We start from the raw sequence: 16,623 nt of genomic DNA, 5'->3' as shown, positions 1-16,623 counted from the left end.
GCACGCCGGGGCCGCCCGGCACCACGAGCTGCGACACCAGGCCCGGGCTCGGCATGAAGTTCTTCGCCGCGTTCTCCGCGTTGATGCGCACTTCGATGGCCGCGCCGGTCAGGCGGATGTCTTCCTGCTTCAGGCGCAGCGGCTGGCCCAGCGCGATGCGCAGCATCTCCTTGACGAGGTCGACGCCGGTGACCATCTCGGTGATCGGGTGCTCGACCTGGATGCGCGTGTTCATCTCGATGAAGTAGAAGGAGCCGTTCTCATAGAGAAATTCGACGGTGCCGGCGCCGGCGTAGCGCAGCTCGCGCATCGCCTTGGCGCAGATTTCGCCGATCTCGCCCCGCTGCTCGTCATTGAGCGCGGGCGACGGGCTCTCCTCCCACACCTTCTGGTGGCGGCGCTGCAGCGAGCAGTCGCGCTCGCCGAGATGAATGGCCTGCCCCTTGCCGTCGCCGAACACCTGAATCTCGATGTGGCGCGGCTTGTCCAGATATTTCTCGAGATAGACGGTGTCGTCGCCGAAGGCGGCCTTCGCCTCGGCGCGCGCGGTGGCGAGGGCGGAGTGCAGCTCGGCCTCGCTGCGCGCGACCTTCATGCCGCGGCCGCCGCCGCCGGAGGCCGCCTTCACCAGCACGGGATAGCCGATCGCCGCGGCGACCTTCGCGCCCTCTCGGTCGTCGGTGATCGGACCGTCGGAGCCCGGCACGCAGGGGATGCCGAGGCGTCGCGCCGTCGCCTTGGCCTCGATCTTGTCGCCCATCAGGCGAATATGCTCGGCTTTGGGGCCGATGAAGGTGAGGCCGTGCTCGGAGACGATCTCGGCGAAGCGGGCGTTCTCCGACAGAAACCCATAGCCCGGATGCACCGCGTCCGCGCCGGTGATCTCGCAGGCCGAGAGCAGAGCCGGAATGTTGAGATAGGATTCGCGCGCCGCCGGCGGCCCGATGCAGACCGATTCGTCGGCGAGCTTGACATGCATGGCGTCGGCGTCGGCCGTCGAATGCACGGCCACAGTGGCGATGCCGAGCTCCTTGGCCGCGCGCAGAATGCGCAGCGCGATTTCGCCGCGATTGGCGATGAGGATTTTGTCGAACATACGCGCTCCGCTTTATTCGATCACGAGGAGCGGTTCGCCATATTCGACCGGCTGTCCGTCTTCGACCAATATCGCCGTCACCACGCCGCCCTTGGGCGCGACGATATCATTGAAGGTCTTCATCGCCTCGATGAGCAGCAGCTTGTCGCCGGCGGTGACGCGCGCTCCGACCTCGACGAAAGGCTTGGCGTCCGGGCTCGACCGCAGATAGGCGGTGCCGACCATCGGCGATTTCAGCGCGTCGGCGTGCTCGGCCGGAGCGGCGGCGGGCGCCGGCGCCGGACGCGCGGCGGGAGCCGGCGGAGCGAGCGGGGCCGGCGCATAGGCCGGCAGAGCGATGGTCGCATGGGCCGGCGCGGGGACCGCGCGCGCCGCGCGAATGCGCAGATCGCCCTTCTGGACCTCGATCTCGGTCAGATCGCTTTCGCCGAGCAGGCGCGCGATCTCACGCAGCAGATCGGCGTCGACGCCGCCGGCGGCTCTGGCGGCGGCTTTCGGTTTTGCGGCGGGGGCGGAGGGGCGACGAGTTTGAACTTTGCGCGCCATGATTGCTCAGGTCTTTCTTTCTTCTCGATCGAATAAAGCGTCCAGCGCCAGAACGTAAGAATCGGCTCCGAAACCGGCGATGACGCCGCGAGCCACGGGCGCGATGAAGGAGTGACGCCGAAAGCTCTCCCGCGCATGCACATTGGAGAGATGCACTTCGACGACCGCCGCTCCCGAGCCCTTGATGGCGTCGTGGAGCGCGATGGACGTATGGGTGAAAGCCCCGGCGTTGAGAATCACCGACGCCCCCGCTTTGCCCGCCTCTTGAATCCAGTCCACGAGGTCGCCCTCGTGGTTGGACTGCCGGAACACGAGCGCGATCCCACGGGCGGCGCAGATCTCGGCCAGCCGGGCCTCGATATCGGAGAGGGTCGCGCGGCCGTAAATGTCGGGCTCGCGCGTCCCGAGCAGATTGAGATTTGGACCATTGAGGACGTGGACGGCGGGCATGAGGGTCCTGAACGAAGGGCGCGCGCCGCGCCGGCGGAGCCTCTTCTAGCCTTATTGCCGCCGCGAAGGAAGCCCCGCCTCCGTCGACCGCGCCGCGTCAGCGGACAGTCTTGCCGCCGTGAGCGATAGTCTTGCCGCCGTGAGCGACAGTCTCGCCCCCGGCAACAGACTGTCTCGCCTCCGTCAGCAGACTGTCTTGCCGCATTTGCGCGTATTGTCGATCTTGGCTTTGAGCTGCTGATAGCCGACCGCGCCCACGATGACCTCCTTGCCGAGCACCCAGGAGGGCGTGCCGGTCAGGCTGAGGCCGTCGGCCAGCTCCATGACCTCCTTGATCGAGGCTTTGACCTCGGGGCTCTTGGCGTCCTTCTCCAGCTTGGCGGTGTCGGCGCCGAGCTCCTTGGCGACGGCGATCGCCTGGGCCTTGCCGACCGCGCCGCGCGTGTTGAGCAGCTTGCGGTGGAACTCGTAGAATTTATCCGGCTTGAACTGCAGGCGCAGCGCCGTCGCGATCTCGGCCGCCTCGACCGAGCCCGCGCCGAGCACGGGAAAGTCCTTCAGCACGACGCGCAGCTTGGGGTCGCCGTCGATGAGCTTGGCGACATCGTCCAGCGCGCGTTTGCAATAGCCGCAATTGTAGTCGAAGAACTCGACCAGAGTGACGTCGCCCGACGGATTGCCGATCACCGCCTGATTGACGGAGCTGAACAATTTGTCGGCGCTCTGGCTGACGGCCTTCTGCCGGGAGTCGGCCTCCGCGACCTTCTGGCGGCGGTCGAGCTCGTCGATGGCGTCGCGAATCACCTCCGGATTGGCGATCAGATAGTCGTGGACGATCTTCTCGATCTCGGCCTTTTGCGGAACCGCGGTCTCGGCGCGCAGCGGCGCGGCGACGGCGATCAGGCCGACGACGACCGCGGCCACGGCGCTTCGGTCGAAAAATTGGGCGAGCCGCTTCGGCATGGGGAATCTCCTCGAGGGGGTTCGGAGCGACCTTCGCTCGTCAGGGCTGAGTGCGCACGCCGTCGTTGAGCTGGAGCGAGCCGAGCCCATAGTTGAACTTGGCGTCGCCCAGCGTGCGCAATTGCAACGACACCATGATCGTCTGGTTCCGCGAGAGCCCCGTCGAGGTGTTCCCTTGGAAGACCGACGAATAATTGATCGAAAAAGTGGTGCAGTCGTCCTTGTAGCCGCCCCCGAGGCCGAGCGCGGCGACCGAGAACAGAGGAGCCGATCCCGTGATGGTGCTGCCGGTCAGCGTGATATTGCTCGCCGGAGATATGGTCAAGGAATTGTAGAGATAGCGGCTCATGTCGAAGGTGGCGGAGCCGGTGAGGAAATAATTCTTGGTGATATCGTAGCGGCCGTTCACGGACAGACCCTGGCGGCGCTGGTCGAAGCCGATGACCGGCTGCGACGCGTAATTGGCGTATTGCAGATTGACCGTGAGCGGATCGAGCTTGAACGAGGCGACGACGTCTATGCGCCGGCCGCGCAATCCGTCTGGATCGAAGCGCCCCTTGCCGACGATGCTGAAGAATGAGGAGGGCGCGACGGCGAGGCGGCCGACCCAGTCCGAGGTGCGCGTGTCGAGGCCGGAGGAGAGGCCCACATTGGCCGCATCCGCGGTCGAATAGCCATTCTTGCCGGCGAGCTGCCGCGACTGGCCGGCGAGCGCGTTGACGAAGCCGCCATTGGCGAAGGTCATGGTCGCCTGGCCGCCGTAATTGACGCGCGTGCCGGTCTCGAAACGGTCGTAGCCGGAGTATTTGCTCCATTCGAACAGGTTGGAATCGTCGAAGACCAGGCTCTGCGCGTCCATATTGACGAGCGAGGGAATCGACGTCTGGTCCGGCCGCGCCACCAGCTGAGCGATCGGCTCGACGACGAGGTCGCCGAGATTGCTGCGCGCCAGAATGGGATAGCGCCATTCGACGCCGCCGCCCGGCGTCGCCTGACCGCGAAACACGCTGTCCGAGCCGTTGACGAACAGCGATTGCGCCGAATTGGGAATCGGCTGCCAATAGCTGTTGTAGGCGGCGTAGGAATTATTGGTGTCGTAGTTGAGATAAGAGCCCGTCACGCGCGTGAAGGCGAAAGGCGCCCAGACGCCGCCGAGCGGATCGATGATCCGGCGTTGCCAGGAGGCCATCGCCGTCGCATGCACGTAATTGCCGCCGACGCCACGCAGCAGGCAGCCGCTCTTATAAGGGTCCGCCGAGGGCGAGTAGAGCTGGCAGACATTGTAGAGGCCGTAGACCGAATCGAGCGTGCGCGGCTGAATCGACTCGTAATTTGCGATGCTGGCCGAGGTGCTGGTGAAATTGGCGTCCAGCGTGATCTGGCCGCCTACGCCGAAGGTCTTGGCCGGGTCGACGTCGAATGCGCGATTATAGTCGAGCAGCGGATGCACGATCGGCTGCTGCGCCTGCACGTCGGTCGCCGACAGGCCCTGGAAGTAATAGCCGCGCAAATCGAAATAGCTGCGCGGCCCCTGCCCCGTCAGATAGGCGGTGGAGGACGCCTCGCGGAAGAAGTAGTTCTGCAGGAAGCTGTTGTACTGCTTGTAGTCCTGCAGGAAATAACGATCGCTGAGCGCCGTGACGTCCCAGCCGAAGCGCCAATTGTCGTTGAGCGCGAATTCGCCGTTCGAATAGATCGAGCCGCGCCAACGCTCGTTGCGCGCCCCATAGGGCGCAATGGTGAAGGCGCTGGGGTCGCTGACATGCGTGCCCTCGGCGCGGATGATGTAGGAGCCGTTCTCCATCCGCTGGCGGAACTCGGCCGAGAGGAACGGCCCCTGCCGCGTGAAGCCGGTCGGCGTGATGGTGAGATCGTAATCCGGCGCGAGCGCCCAATAATAGGGAAGGCCGACGCCGAAGCCGAGCTGCTGCCGATAGGTCATCTGCGGGTTGAGAAAGCCAGACTTACGCTTCACCGAAGGGTCGGCCGACCAGAAATAGGGCAGATAGGCGATCGGCGTCCCGAATATTTCGAGCGAGGCGTCCTCGTAATAGATCACCTTCTCGTCATTGTCGTGGATGATGCGCTTGGCGTGGACCATCCACAACCGCGGCTTGCTCGGATCGTCCTGGCAGGCGTCGCAGGCCGTATAGGAGCCCTGCTCGAAGGTCATGGTCTCGCCCGTGCGCTCCGCGTGGGGCGAGGTGAAATGCGTGCTCTCGGCGCTCTCGACCTGCAGGCTGTCGATGAAGCCGTTCTTGAAGTCGTCGGTGAAGTCGAAGCGATCGGCGTAGGCGACCGTTCCGTCCTTCTCGGTCAGCTTGGCGTGGCCCTCGGCGAAGACGCGCTGCGCATTGCGGTCATAGATGACGCGATCCGCCTCCAGCACCCGTCCCTTGTAATAGATCTGCACCGCGCCATGCGCGGTGACCACATTGCGGCGCTCGTCATAGGCGAGCTCCTTGGCCTCCACCACCATGCGCTGCGCGCTCTCCGCCGGCGGCGCGGCCAAGGGCTGCGCGCGCGCCGCCGATGGCTGCGCGATGGACGCGGCGGCGAGCAAGGCCGCGAGGGCCGGAAAAAGGACGGGCAGGACCTTGGAGATGCGACGCGACAGGGCTGGCGCGGAGCGGAGGCGCTCCACGCTTGGCCTATGTTCGCGAGTGCGGCGACGACGGCGCAGGCCCATCAGCCGTCCTCCGAATGCAAGAGAGCGAGCGCACCCAACATGCTTCCGACGAGAGCAGGCGACCAAGCAGCGACGAGCGGGCTGATAACGCCTGCGCCACCCAGATCGGAAAAGATTTTCGTGCCGATATAAAGCACGAAGCCCGATGCGACGCCACCCGAAATGGTCCGCGCGATTCCGCCGAATCGAAAGAATCTTAACGAAAAGGAAGCGGCCACGAGAACCATGGCGACGAGCAGCAATGGCCGCGCCAGAAGCATCTGAAACTGCAGCGTGTAGCCGGTCGGATCGAGGCCGGCGTCGCGCGTGCTGTCGCCGAGCCGCGGCAGGTCCCAGAAGGGCGCCCCCTGCGGCGGCGTCGCCGCCGAGGCGAGCTGCTCGGGCGTCAGATCGGTCGCCAGAAGATAAGAGCCGACGGCGCGCGATTCCTCGCCCGGCGCGCTGACGCGGGCGTCCTCGAGCACGAAGACGCCGGCCAGCAGCCGCGCCCGCGCCGCCTCGACGCGCTCGAGGAAGACGCCGTCCTTCTGATAGACATTGACGCTGATTCCATCGAGCGCGAGGCCCCCCGCCCGCACATTGACCGCATGCATGATGGCCTGGCCGTCGACGCCATTGAGGCGGAACCATTTGCCATGGTCGACGCGCACGCTGCCTTCGACGCCGAAGAGATCGAGCTCCATCTGATCCGAGCGCATCTTCATATTCGCCGAGACCGGATTGTAGAGCGTGACCGAGACGATCCCGATGGTCCCGGCGACCAGCGCCGGCGGCAGCAGAAACTGCCAGACCGACATGCCGGAGGCCCGCGCCACGACGAGCTCGAGCTTTCGGGTCAGATCGACGAAGGTCGCCATGGAGCCGAACAACACGGCGAAGGGCAGAATCATCTCCGCCGTCGCCGGGACGCGCAGGAGCGTCATCCACGCCACCGTGCCGGCGCCCGCCTGCGGAATGTCGCCGGCGCGCCGCAGCAGCTCCACGAAATAGACGACGAACATGAGACAGAACATGGTGAGGAAGATCGCCATGATCGTCTTGGCGAAGCGCGCGGCGAGATAGCGCGTGATCGTGGCTCCGATCATGCGGACCTCGCGCGACGGGACGACGGCGGCGCTCGTCGCGCAGAATCGTGTCGCGCAGAATCGATCGCCATCGTCTGTCGCCGCCCCTCCCCATGCGCCACGCCGGCGCGCCCTGTTCCGCGCCGCTTGGCTAGCCTCTCCGCCAGCGCCGCGCAAGCCGAGGCCGGCGCCAGGGGCCGCCCAGACGGACAGAAACTGACCTGGGCTCGAGGCTTTTCCTGGGCGAAGCGCCGGTTGCGAGCACTCTTCCGCCGACGACGAGCGTTGACCCTTCGCGGCGGCGGGTCGATAGTGCGGCAACGTCTCCGCGCAACCGCGGTAAGCGCCTGTTTTCCCTGTGAGAGGTTCAGAAATGTCCGCCTATGTGAAAATTGAAGCAGTGTCTTTCGGCGAGGCGGAGCGGCGCCTCGCGACGGCTCCGGAGGAGGGCGGCCGACCTCTCGTCCTCATCGTCCTCGCCGGCGCCAAGCTCCGCTTCGGCTCCGAATCCGAGACGATTCTGAAAGAGGCCCTCCCCCAGCTGACCCGCGCCGCGGCGGCGGCGAAATTCACCGGCAAGCGCGGCTCCTCGCTCGATCTCTACGCCCCTCACGGACTGCCTTCGGTCGGCCGCCTGCTGATCATCGGCGTCGGCGCCGCGGCGGAGGGCGACTCCGCCGAGAAGGCCGAGGCTTTCGACGATTTCCTCGGCCTCGGCGGCCAGGTGGCGGCCAAGCTCGGCCAAGGCCAGACCGCGCTCATCGTCTTCGATCCGCCCGAGCGCCCGGCCGATCCTTCCGCCGCGGCGGGCCAGCTCGCGCTCGGAGCCGAGCTGCGCGCCTATAAATTCGATCTCTACCGCACCAAGAAGAAGAAAGACGATTCCGAACGCGAGGGCGCCAGCGACATCGCGCTCGCCATCGCCGATCCCGACTCCGCGCGGGACGCGATCACGCAGTCGCTCGGCCTCGCCGAGGGCGTCGTCATCGCCCGCGATCTGGTGAACGAGCCCGCCAATGTGCTCTATCCGGAGGAGTTCGCCCGCCGCGCCGCCAAGCTCGCCGATCTCGGCGTGGACGTGGAGATCCTGGACGTGCCGGCGTTGCAAGCCCTCGGCTTCCGGGCGCTGCTCGGCGTCGGCCAGGGCTCGATCCATCCGAGCCGCGTCGTGGTTTTGCGCTGGAACGGCGGCGCCCCCGGCGCGCAGCCCATCGCCTTCGTCGGCAAGGGCGTCTGCTTCGACACCGGCGGCATCTCCATCAAGCCGGCCGCCAGCATGGAGGACATGAAGGGCGACATGGCCGGCGCCGCCGCCGTGACCGGCCTTCTCCACGCGCTCGCCACGCGCAAGGCCAAGGCCAATGTCATCGGCGTGCTCGGCCTCGTCGAGAACATGCCCTCGGGCGAGGCGCAGCGGCCGGGCGACATCGTCACCTCGCTGTCGGGCCAGACGATCGAGATCATCAACACCGACGCGGAAGGCCGGCTCGTTCTCGCCGACGCGCTCTGGCACGTGAAGGACAAATACAAGCCCGCCTTCATCATCGATCTGGCGACGCTGACGGGCGCGATTCTCGTCGCGCTGGGGCAGGAGCATGCGGGCCTGTTCTCCAACAACGACGAACTGTCGGGCCGGATTCTCGAGGCGGGCAAGGCGACCGGCGAGAAGCTCTGGCGTCTGCCGATGGGGCCGGTCTACGATAAGCTCATCGATTCGAAATTCGCCGATATGAAAAACACGGGCGGCCGCCACGCGGGCTCGATCACGGCGGCGCAGTTTTTGGAGCGATTCGTCGAGAAGACGCCCTGGGCGCATCTGGACATAGCGGGGACCGGCATGGGCTCGCCGGCCTCTGACATCAACCAGAGCTGGGCGTCGGGCTGGGGCGTGCGGCTGCTCGACCGTCTGGTGAAGGATTATTACGAAGGCTGACCTCTCGGCATCGGCCCCGCCAATCGGCGGGGGCCGATGCCGGATAAGCTTTGTCGGATAGCCTCTTGCTCGGCCGGTCAGAGCAGTCTATAGACCCCCTCGTCCGCTCCCTTCGTCTAGTGGCCCAGGACGTCGCCCTCTCACGGCGAAAACACCGGTTCGAGTCCGGTAGGGAGCGCCAGACCAGCCCGAAGCGGCAAAAATCCGAGGAAAATCAACGCGCATCGTCGTCCCGCCGGCTTGCAAACAAGCCGAGTGCATAACATTTTGCATAACATGGACGACGAAATGCCCCTCCCGACCCATGTCACAAAGCGTGGCGACAAGTTCCATTACGTGCGCCGGATCCCCGACGATCTGGTGGCCGCTTTCGGCGGCCGGGAGCGAATCCAGCGGTCGCTGCGGACAGCCGACAAAGCCGCGGCCTTCTCAGAAGCGGCCAAGATCAATGCCGCCGTCGAGCGGCAATTCGAGGAGGCGCGCGCCAAGGGCGGCTTGGCCGTCTCGCTTCAGGATATGTCCGACTGGACGTCGAGCGACTGGCTGGAGGTCGCTCGATGGTTCGAGGCCCGGTTGATCCAGGACGATCTGGAGCGTCGCCTGCCGCGCTATTCCGGCCGTATCCTCCTCGGCGATGCTGCGCGATCTTCGGACCTGTGGTCCGAAGATAAGCTCTGCCAGGAACAGATCGACCTTCGGCGCCGCCTCGATGATATAACCGTAGATCGCTACGTTTCCGAACGTATCAAGAACGTGAACGCCATCATTCGGCGGGTCGGGGTGTCGATGCTCCCGACTTCCGAATTTCTGCTTCCGTTCGCCGCCGCCTGCCTCAAGGCGGAGTTGAACTTCGATGACATATTCTGGCGCAGGGAGCGGGGCGAAGTGGTCGCCTGGCCTCACCCGGACGAAATCACGGGCCGATGGCGTAGGCCGCGACCGGCCGAGGCCGTGTCGACGGCGCCTTTGGAGATAGTGGCTCCCGCGGTCGCCGCGTCGCGCGTGGGCAAAACATTGGCCGACTGCCAGAAGAAATGGAAAGAAAGCCGAACTCTGGCGAAGAAGTCGGTTCGCGAAGCGTATCTGCGCGAGATGACCAATACGATAGAGCTATTCGAGACGACCCAGAAGATCGTCGACATAGGCGAAATCACCCGCAAGCACGTCATCGCGTTCCGCTCCCATTTGTCGGCGAGCGGGAAATACGAGATCGCGACGATCAACAAGAAATGCTCCTTCATCACGACCCTGTTGTCGGAGGCGGAGTCTCACGCGTGGATCGATAGCGCGGTCCGCGGCAATATCCACCTCGACGTGCCAGAGGACGACGACAACCGCGAACCCTACGGTAAGAACGAGCTGCAACGCATTTTCAGTCATCGCATATTCACTGGCGGAGAACTCATCAGCCGCGCGAAAGCGGGACGCGAGTTGCAGTTCTGGCTGCCGGCGCTCTCCTGCATGCACGGGCTGATCAGCTCCGAGATCGTTCAGCTCGGGCCGGATACGATCGTTCCCTATCCGGACACGGATATTCTTTGCTTCAAGATCACGACAGCGGGCGGGCGCACAGTCAAGGAACTCGCCCGCCGGCGCTATATGCCGATCCGTCGGGAATTTCTCGACAAGGGCCTGCTCGACTTGGTGGAGCGCGCGCGGCGAAAGGGTTGGCGCACGCTATGGAGTGCGGTGGAGGAGCGTGGAAAAGAGACGCAGCTCGTCGCGTCGATGTTCTCCGCCTTCTGGAGCGATTTCAGCCGCCGCGAGCTGAAAATCACGGACGACGACAAGATGCTTTATTCATTTCGGCATGATTTCGAGGATGCGATGAAAGCGAATGGAACGCCAAAGCATATCAAGGATAATCTCATGGGGCACGCGGAGGCGGGCACCGGCCGTCGATATGGCACCCGTCGCCAGCCGGAGCCCGCGCCGATCGGCGAACTCGATGCGGTCATCCAAGCGCTCAACTGGCCGTTTTTGGAGAAGCTCGTGGCCCCGCGGTTCACCGACGGCAAGTGAGCAGACTTGCGATTTGCTGTTTCACTCTGCCCAGCTGCCACTGACCTAGCCATGGGCAGGGGTACGGTGGAGGGACTCGCTACCAATAGACACGTAACTTGTTGATTCTACCGAAAAACCCTATCCGGCAACACCGCCGTCCAATGGTGACACTGATACATCATGGTGGCGCCTGGACGCAAGATCGTGGACCATCGGCGTGGTGGTCCGCGCGTCATCGGCGTCGAGCGCCGCCTCACGTTCGCCGCCCTCGGCCGAGACAAGCGGAAGCTCGCCTGCTATAGGCTTCCGCGCCGAACACATTGCCGAGCAAGCTCGATATCCGTCATGTATTTGTCCATCGCCACCACGCATGCGCCGGCCACCGATCTCGGCTTTTTGCTGATGAAGCATCCCGATCGCGCCCATGACATCGAGCTTTCCTTTGGACGCGGAACCGTGTTTTTCCCGCAGGCCGAGGCGGAACGCTGCGAGGCGGCGCTGATCCTCGACCTCGATCCGGTCGCACTCGTGCGCGGCCGCGGCGGCGCCGAAGGGATCGCGGATCAATATGTCAACGACCGTCCCTATGCGGCGTCGTCCTTCCTCTCGGTCGCGCTCAACAAGGCCTTTCGCACGGCGATGACCGGCGTCTCGCGCGAGCGGCCGGAACTCGCGGCGACGGCGATCCCGCTCGAGATCGTCGTCGCGCCTTTGCCCGCGCCGCGCGACGGCGATTTGCTGGAGCGCCTCTTCGCGCCGCTCGGCTGGACCGTGGAGGCGCGCCGCGTCGAGGGAGCGGATGGCCCCTCGCGTTATGTCGAGCTGCGGCTCGCGGGAACGCTGCGCCTCGCCGATGCGCTCGGTCATCTCTATGTGTTGATCCCGGCGATGGACGCCGACAAGCATTATTGGGTCGGCGACGACGAGGTGGAGAAGCTCATCGCCAAAGGCGGCGCCTGGCTCGCCGGGCACCCCGAGCGGGAGACGATCGCGCGGCGCTTTTTGAAGAACCGGCGGAGCCTCGCGCGCGCTGCCCTCGCGCGTCTCGCGCCGGACACTGAGGCTGAGGAGGGTCTGGAGGACGAAAAGGCGCCGCCCCGCGAGGAGGCGCTCGAGGCGCCGCTGCGTCTGCACGATCGGCGGCTCGACGCCGTCGTCGGTCTGTTGAAGGAGGCGGGCGCGCGCAGCGTCGCCGATCTCGGCTGCGGAGAAGGCCGGCTGCTGCAACGGCTGGTCAAGGAGCGCGGCTTCGAGCGTGTGATCGGCCTCGACGCTTCCACCCGCGCGTTGGAGCGCGCCAGGGAGCGCCTGAAGCTCGATCGCGCCGGCGGCCCCTCCATGGAGCGCGTGAGCCTGCTGCATGGCGCGCTCACCTATCGCGACGCGCGCTGGGCCGATGTCGACGCGGTCGCCCTCGTCGAGGTGATCGAACATCTCGACGCCGATCGTCTGCCGACGCTGGTCGAGATCGTCTTCGGGGCGGCGCATCCCAAAACAGTGATCGTGACGACGCCGAACGCCGAATATAACGCTTTGTTCGACGCCCTGCCGGCGGGAGCCTTCCGTCATCCAGACCATCGTTTCGAATGGACCCGCGCGCAATTTCATGATTGGTCGCAGGCGATTGCCGAAAGCCATGGCTATTCGGTCGGCTTTTCCGGCATAGGCGAGGAGCACCCGGACCTCGGCCCCGTCACTCAGGTCGCGGTGTTCTCGAGATGAATGCGGCTCTTCCGACTCTCCTGGACATTCCCGACTTCTGCCTCGTCGTGCTGATCGGCGCGACGGGCGCGGGCAAATCGAGCTTCGCATCGCGCTGGTTCAAGCCGACGGAGGTGATCTCGTCCGATCATTGCCGCGGTCTCGTCTGCGACGACGAGACCGACCAATCCGCCTCGGCCGACGCTTTCGCGCTCGTTGCCGCCATTGCCGAGAAAAGGCTGAAGAACCGCCGCCTCGCGGTGATCGACGCGACCAATGTGCGCGCCGCCGATCGCAAGTCCTGGGTCGAGCTCGCGCGCCGCTGGCATGCGCTGCCCGTGGCGATCGTCGTCGATCCGGGCCTCGATGTCTGCATCGAGCGGAACAAGACGCGGCCGGATCGCGATTTCGGCCCCGGCGTGCCGCAGCGCATGATTCAGGAGATTCATCGCGGCCTGCGCGGCCTCGCCAATGAGGGCTTTCGGCAGATCTGGAAACTGTCCTCGGTCGCGGCGATCGAGGCCGCGGTCGTCGAGCGCCGCCCGATGTGGACCGACAAGCGCGACGATGTCGGCCCCTTCGATGTGATCGGCGACGTGCATGGCTGCCTCGACGAGTTGCGGCGGCTGCTCGAAGCGCTCGGCTATGTCGTCGAGGGCGAAGGCGACGCCGTCGCCGTCTCGGCGCCGCGTGGCCGCAAGCTGGTCTTCGTCGGCGATCTCGTCGATCGCGGTCCGGATGTTCCGGGCGTTCTGCGCCTCGCCATGGCTGCGCAGGAGGCAGGCGTCGCCTATGTCGTGCAGGGCAATCATGACCGCAAATTGTCGCGCTGGCTCGAAGGCCGAAAGGTCACGGTCGGCCATGGGCTTCAGGAGTCGATCGATCAGCTCGCCGAGGAGCCGGCCGAATTCCGAGAGCGCGTGAAGACTTTCCTCGCGGATCTCCGCAGCCATTATTGGCTCGACGGCGGCAAGCTCGCCGTCGCCCATGCCGGGCTGAAGGAGGAGATGATCGGCCGCGGCTCGCCCGCGGTCCGCGAGTTCGCTCTGTTCGGAGAGACGACGGGCGAGACAGATGAGTTCGGCCTGCCGGTGCGGCTCGACTGGGCTGCGAATTATCGCGGCCGCTCGGCCATCGTCTATGGCCATACGCCGACGCCGGACGCGGAATGGGTCAATAATACGATCTGCGTCGACACGGGCTGCGTCTTCGGCGGCAAGCTCACGGCGCTGCGCTGGCCGGAGCGGGAGCTGGTCGAGGCTCCGGCGGCGCGCGTCTATTGCGAGCCGGCGCGCCCGCTCGCCCCCGCGCCCGAGACACGGGCCTTGCAGGCCGAGGCGGATCGGCTGCTCGATCATGCCGATGTGTCGGGACGGCGATGGATCGACACCACGCTGCTGCGCCGGATTCCCGTCGCCGAGGAGAATTCGGCGGCGGCGCTCGAAGCGATGAGCCGTTTCGCCCTCGCGCCGCAATGGCTCGTCTATCTTCCGCCGACCATGTCGCCGGTGGAGACGAGCGCGCGCGACGGATTTCTCGAGCGCCCGGAGGAGGCCTTCGCTTTCTTCCGCGAGCGCGGCCAAAAGGAAGTCGTGCTCGAGGAAAAGCACATGGGCTCGCGCGCCATCGTCGCCCTCTGCCGCGACGCCGATGTGGCGCGGCTGCGCTTCGGCGTCCTCTCCGGCGAAAGCGGCCAGATTTGGACGCGCTCGGGCCGCGCCTTTTTCGCGGACGCCGCCGAATGCGAGGCATTGCTCGCGCGGCTGCGCGCCGCCTGCGATAGCACGCGCCTCTGGGAGACGCTCGCGACCGACTGGCTCCTGTTCGATACGGAAATCATGCCCTGGTCCGCCAAGGCCTCGGCGCTGATCGAGCAGCAATATGCGCCTGTCGCCGCCGCGAGCTACGTCGGGCTCGCCCTCGCCCATGACGCCGCCGCGCGCGCCGCGGCTCGCGGCGTTCCTGTCGAGGCGCTGCGCGACAGGTTCGCGATCCGCGCCGAAAAGGCGGCGCGCTATGGCGAGGCTTGGAAACCCTATGTCTGGCCGGTTCGCTCGCTCGACGATCTGCGCATCGCCCCGTTTCATCTTCTGGCGAGCGAAGGCGCGACGCATTTCGACAAGGATCATCTCTGGCACATGTCGATCGCCGAGGCATTGGCGGAGACCGGCGCGCAGAATATGACGACGACGCGCTGGCGCCGCCTCGCTCTGGACGACGCCTCGGCCTGCGAGGCGGCGGCGCGCTGGTGGGAGGAAGTGACGGAATCGGGAGGCGAAGGCATGGTGGTGAAGCCGCGAGACTTCATCGCGCGCGGCGCCAAGGGACCGATCCAGCCGGCGCTGAAAGTGCGCGGCCCGGAATATCTGCGCATCATCTACGGCCCGGAATATGACCTGCCGGAACATCTCACGCGCCTGCGCCAACGCGGCCTCGGCGCCAAAAGGACCAACGCCCTGCGCGAATTCGCGCTCGGTCATGAAGCCCTGACGCGCTTTACCGCCGGCGCGCCCTTGCGCAAGACCCATGAATGCGTTTTCGCGATCCTCGCGCTGGAGAGCGAGCCGATCGATACGAGGCTCTGAATTACAGGGTTTCCAACGCGGGGGGCTACGCTCACGTCGCTTTTTTATGGGTAATGTTGTCCAAGATGCGCCAGGAGCAGACATCGGTGGGAATTCGTACCTGATTTCAACCCCTTCAATCCATTGATCAGATTGGTGTGAATTTCGAGTCCGTCACGCCGTCCGCAGAGATAACCGTCGCTACGCTCGCCTGCCCCCCGCCTTCGAGCGCCACGGCGTGTTCCTCCCAGGATTCGCTCATCCTGTCCCGAATTTCTTCCAAGAGGCCATGCCGCGCTATGTCATGGGCGATGCCGATGGCGCCCGAAAATACGTCGGCGCTGGCTCCGCCATGGCTCTTGAAAACCACGCCGTCGAGGCCAAGCAGCAGAGCGCCGGAGCTCTCACGCGGCGTCATCCTGGCCTTGAACTCCAGGAAGGCGTTGCGCGCGATGATGAAACCTAGTTTGGCGATCAAGCTGTGCCCCCGACCTTCGCGCAACAGTGCGGCGATCTGCTTCTGCGTTCCCTCAGCGGTTTTCAGCGCAATATTGCCAGTAAAGCCTTCGGTGACAACAACATCCACCGTGCCTTTGCCAATATCGTCGCCTTTTACAAAACCACGATACTTCAGCGTCGGCGAGTCTAAGTCCTGCAACAGGTGCGACGCGGCCTTGATCTCCTCGGCGCCCTCGATCACCTCAACACCCACATTCAGGAGGCCAACGGTCGGGCGCTCCAGCGAGAACAGGCTGCGGGCCATAGCCGAGCCCATGATCGCCAGATCAACAAAACGCTGTGCATTTGCCCCGATCGTCGCGCCGACGTCGAGCACGATCGAGCGGCCGCGCAGAGTTGGCCAGATGGCCGCGAGAGCGGGGCGGTCAACCTGCGCCATAGTGCCCAGGCAGACTTTCGACATCGCCATCAAGACGCCGGTGTTGCCGGCAGAAACCGCACAATCGGCCTCGCCTTTCTTGACGGCTTCGATCGCCATCCACATTGACGAGGTCCGTCGTCCAGCGCGAAGTGCCTTGCTGGGCTTGTCCGCCATGCCGATAGCGAAGTCCGTATGGCGGATGGTGGTTGCAGCGGCAAGTATAGGATTGGCGGTCAAATAGGGTTCGATCTGCTTCTGGTCGCCAAACATAAGGAAGACAGCATTGGGTTGACGGTTCAGGAACGCCGCCGCCGCGGGCGCGACAACCGACGGGCCGAAATCGCCACCCATGGCATCAAGCGCTATTCGCACAGGTCTATCCATTATCGTGCGCATTCGGAACTCTTCAATCGCATTGGAAAAGGCTAGGCGAATTCATAGCCCAGAAACACAAGACTCTCGACACGAATCTGGAAAATCGGCGCGAGAAAGGTCCGATCAAACCTTCGGTCTTCGGTGGTCATAAGTGAGCATTCATAGAATGCCTGCGAGGCGTCACAGTTCCTCGTTCGCGGTCCCGAACGGCCAAGGGGCGCCAGGGAACTAAACCGCTCTCGCGGTAGTTTGCGGCCGGCGTTTCGGGCGGGCTGCGGGTAACGGGTGGTCGGCGAACTGTCTGAAGATCGTGGGGTTAGCAACCTCGCTTCAGACAGGAGCAACGCATGACAATGGA

At 65.1% G+C, this 16,623-nt stretch carries 11 protein-coding genes and 1 tRNA gene; 5 read left to right on the top strand and 7 right to left on the bottom strand.

What is annotated here, in order from left to right; all coding sequences use genetic code 11:
* The 6 genes from VIF40_RS10980 to lptG form a co-directional block, all read right to left on the bottom strand.
* Nucleotides 1-1,096, bottom strand: a 1,096-nt coding sequence (locus VIF40_RS10980; RefSeq protein WP_331937555.1) for an acetyl-CoA carboxylase biotin carboxylase subunit, incomplete at its 3' end; no start/stop codon positions are given.
* A 12-nt stretch (nucleotides 1,097-1,108) separates the two neighbouring features.
* Entirely contained in the window at nucleotides 1,109-1,642 is a 534-nt protein-coding gene (accB, locus tag VIF40_RS10975; RefSeq protein ID WP_331937554.1) for an acetyl-CoA carboxylase biotin carboxyl carrier protein, read from the bottom strand.
* Between the two features lie 6 nt (nucleotides 1,643-1,648).
* Nucleotides 1,649-2,092, bottom strand: a complete 444-nt coding sequence (aroQ, locus tag VIF40_RS10970) for a type II 3-dehydroquinate dehydratase (protein WP_331937553.1) — start codon at nucleotides 2,090-2,092, stop codon at nucleotides 1,649-1,651.
* A 183-nt stretch (nucleotides 2,093-2,275) separates the two neighbouring features.
* Nucleotides 2,276-3,055, bottom strand: a complete 780-nt coding sequence (locus VIF40_RS10965; RefSeq protein ID WP_331937552.1) for a DsbA family protein — start codon at nucleotides 3,053-3,055, stop codon at nucleotides 2,276-2,278.
* A 40-nt stretch (nucleotides 3,056-3,095) separates the two neighbouring features.
* Nucleotides 3,096-5,699, bottom strand: a complete 2,604-nt coding sequence (locus tag VIF40_RS10960; RefSeq protein ID WP_331937551.1) for an LPS-assembly protein LptD — start codon at nucleotides 5,697-5,699, stop codon at nucleotides 3,096-3,098.
* A 44-nt stretch (nucleotides 5,700-5,743) separates the two neighbouring features.
* Nucleotides 5,744-6,829 (bottom strand): LPS export ABC transporter permease LptG, encoded by a 1,086-nt coding sequence (lptG, locus tag VIF40_RS10955; RefSeq protein ID WP_331937550.1) that lies wholly within the window; start codon nucleotides 6,827-6,829, stop codon nucleotides 5,744-5,746.
* Nucleotides 6,830-7,181: 352 nt separating this feature from the next.
* Between lptG and VIF40_RS10950 the strand changes: the two genes are divergently transcribed.
* The 5 genes from VIF40_RS10950 to VIF40_RS10930 all read left to right on the top strand — a co-directional run bounded on the left by VIF40_RS10950 (nucleotide 7,182) and on the right by VIF40_RS10930 (nucleotide 15,031).
* Nucleotides 7,182-8,741, top strand: coding sequence for a leucyl aminopeptidase (locus VIF40_RS10950; protein WP_331937549.1), 1,560 nt, complete (start codon nucleotides 7,182-7,184; stop codon nucleotides 8,739-8,741).
* Nucleotides 8,742-8,846: 105 nt separating this feature from the next.
* Nucleotides 8,847-8,922 (top strand) — tRNA-Glu (locus tag VIF40_RS10945).
* Nucleotides 8,923-9,029: 107 nt separating this feature from the next.
* A complete protein-coding gene (locus VIF40_RS10940; protein WP_331937548.1) occupies nucleotides 9,030-10,763 on the top strand; it encodes a DUF6538 domain-containing protein in 1,734 nt (577 codons plus the stop codon).
* Between the two features lie 327 nt (nucleotides 10,764-11,090).
* Complete coding sequence (locus tag VIF40_RS10935; protein WP_331937547.1) at nucleotides 11,091-12,467, top strand: 3' terminal RNA ribose 2'-O-methyltransferase Hen1; 1,377 nt, start codon at nucleotides 11,091-11,093, stop codon at nucleotides 12,465-12,467.
* Entirely contained in the window at nucleotides 12,464-15,031 is a 2,568-nt protein-coding gene (locus VIF40_RS10930; RefSeq protein ID WP_331937546.1) for a polynucleotide kinase-phosphatase, read from the top strand. The genes VIF40_RS10935 and VIF40_RS10930 overlap by 4 nt, the downstream gene beginning before the upstream one ends.
* A gap of 127 nt (nucleotides 15,032-15,158) precedes the next feature.
* Here the strand turns inward: VIF40_RS10930 and plsX are convergent, their stop codons facing one another.
* Complete coding sequence (plsX, locus tag VIF40_RS10925) at nucleotides 15,159-16,274, bottom strand: phosphate acyltransferase PlsX (protein WP_331937556.1); 1,116 nt, start codon at nucleotides 16,272-16,274, stop codon at nucleotides 15,159-15,161.
* Between the last annotated feature and the right edge of the window lie 349 nt (nucleotides 16,275-16,623).

The organism is Methylosinus sp., assembly GCF_036560965.1.
Lineage (GTDB): Bacteria > Pseudomonadota > Alphaproteobacteria > Rhizobiales > Beijerinckiaceae > Methylosinus.
Note: the sequence above shows the minus strand (reverse complement) of the source record. Positions and strands in the feature narration are given on the sequence as shown.

Excerpts from the sequence above, each read along its gene's own strand:
- accB (WP_331937554.1), bottom strand. The coding sequence starts at position 1,642 with ATGGCGCGCAAAGTTCAAACTCGTCGCCCCTCCGCCCCCGCCGCAAAA.
- aroQ (WP_331937553.1), bottom strand. The coding sequence starts at position 2,092 with ATGCCCGCCGTCCACGTCCTCAATGGTCCAAATCTCAATCTGCTCGGG.
- VIF40_RS10965 (WP_331937552.1), bottom strand. The coding sequence starts at position 3,055 with ATGCCGAAGCGGCTCGCCCAATTTTTCGACCGAAGCGCCGTGGCCGCG.
- lptG (WP_331937550.1), bottom strand. The coding sequence starts at position 6,829 with ATGATCGGAGCCACGATCACGCGCTATCTCGCCGCGCGCTTCGCCAAG.
- VIF40_RS10950 (WP_331937549.1), top strand. The coding sequence starts at position 7,182 with ATGTCCGCCTATGTGAAAATTGAAGCAGTGTCTTTCGGCGAGGCGGAG.
- VIF40_RS10940 (WP_331937548.1), top strand. The coding sequence starts at position 9,030 with ATGCCCCTCCCGACCCATGTCACAAAGCGTGGCGACAAGTTCCATTAC.
- VIF40_RS10935 (WP_331937547.1), top strand. The coding sequence starts at position 11,091 with ATGTATTTGTCCATCGCCACCACGCATGCGCCGGCCACCGATCTCGGC.
- VIF40_RS10930 (WP_331937546.1), top strand. The coding sequence starts at position 12,464 with ATGAATGCGGCTCTTCCGACTCTCCTGGACATTCCCGACTTCTGCCTC.
- plsX (WP_331937556.1), bottom strand. The coding sequence starts at position 16,274 with ATGGATAGACCTGTGCGAATAGCGCTTGATGCCATGGGTGGCGATTTC.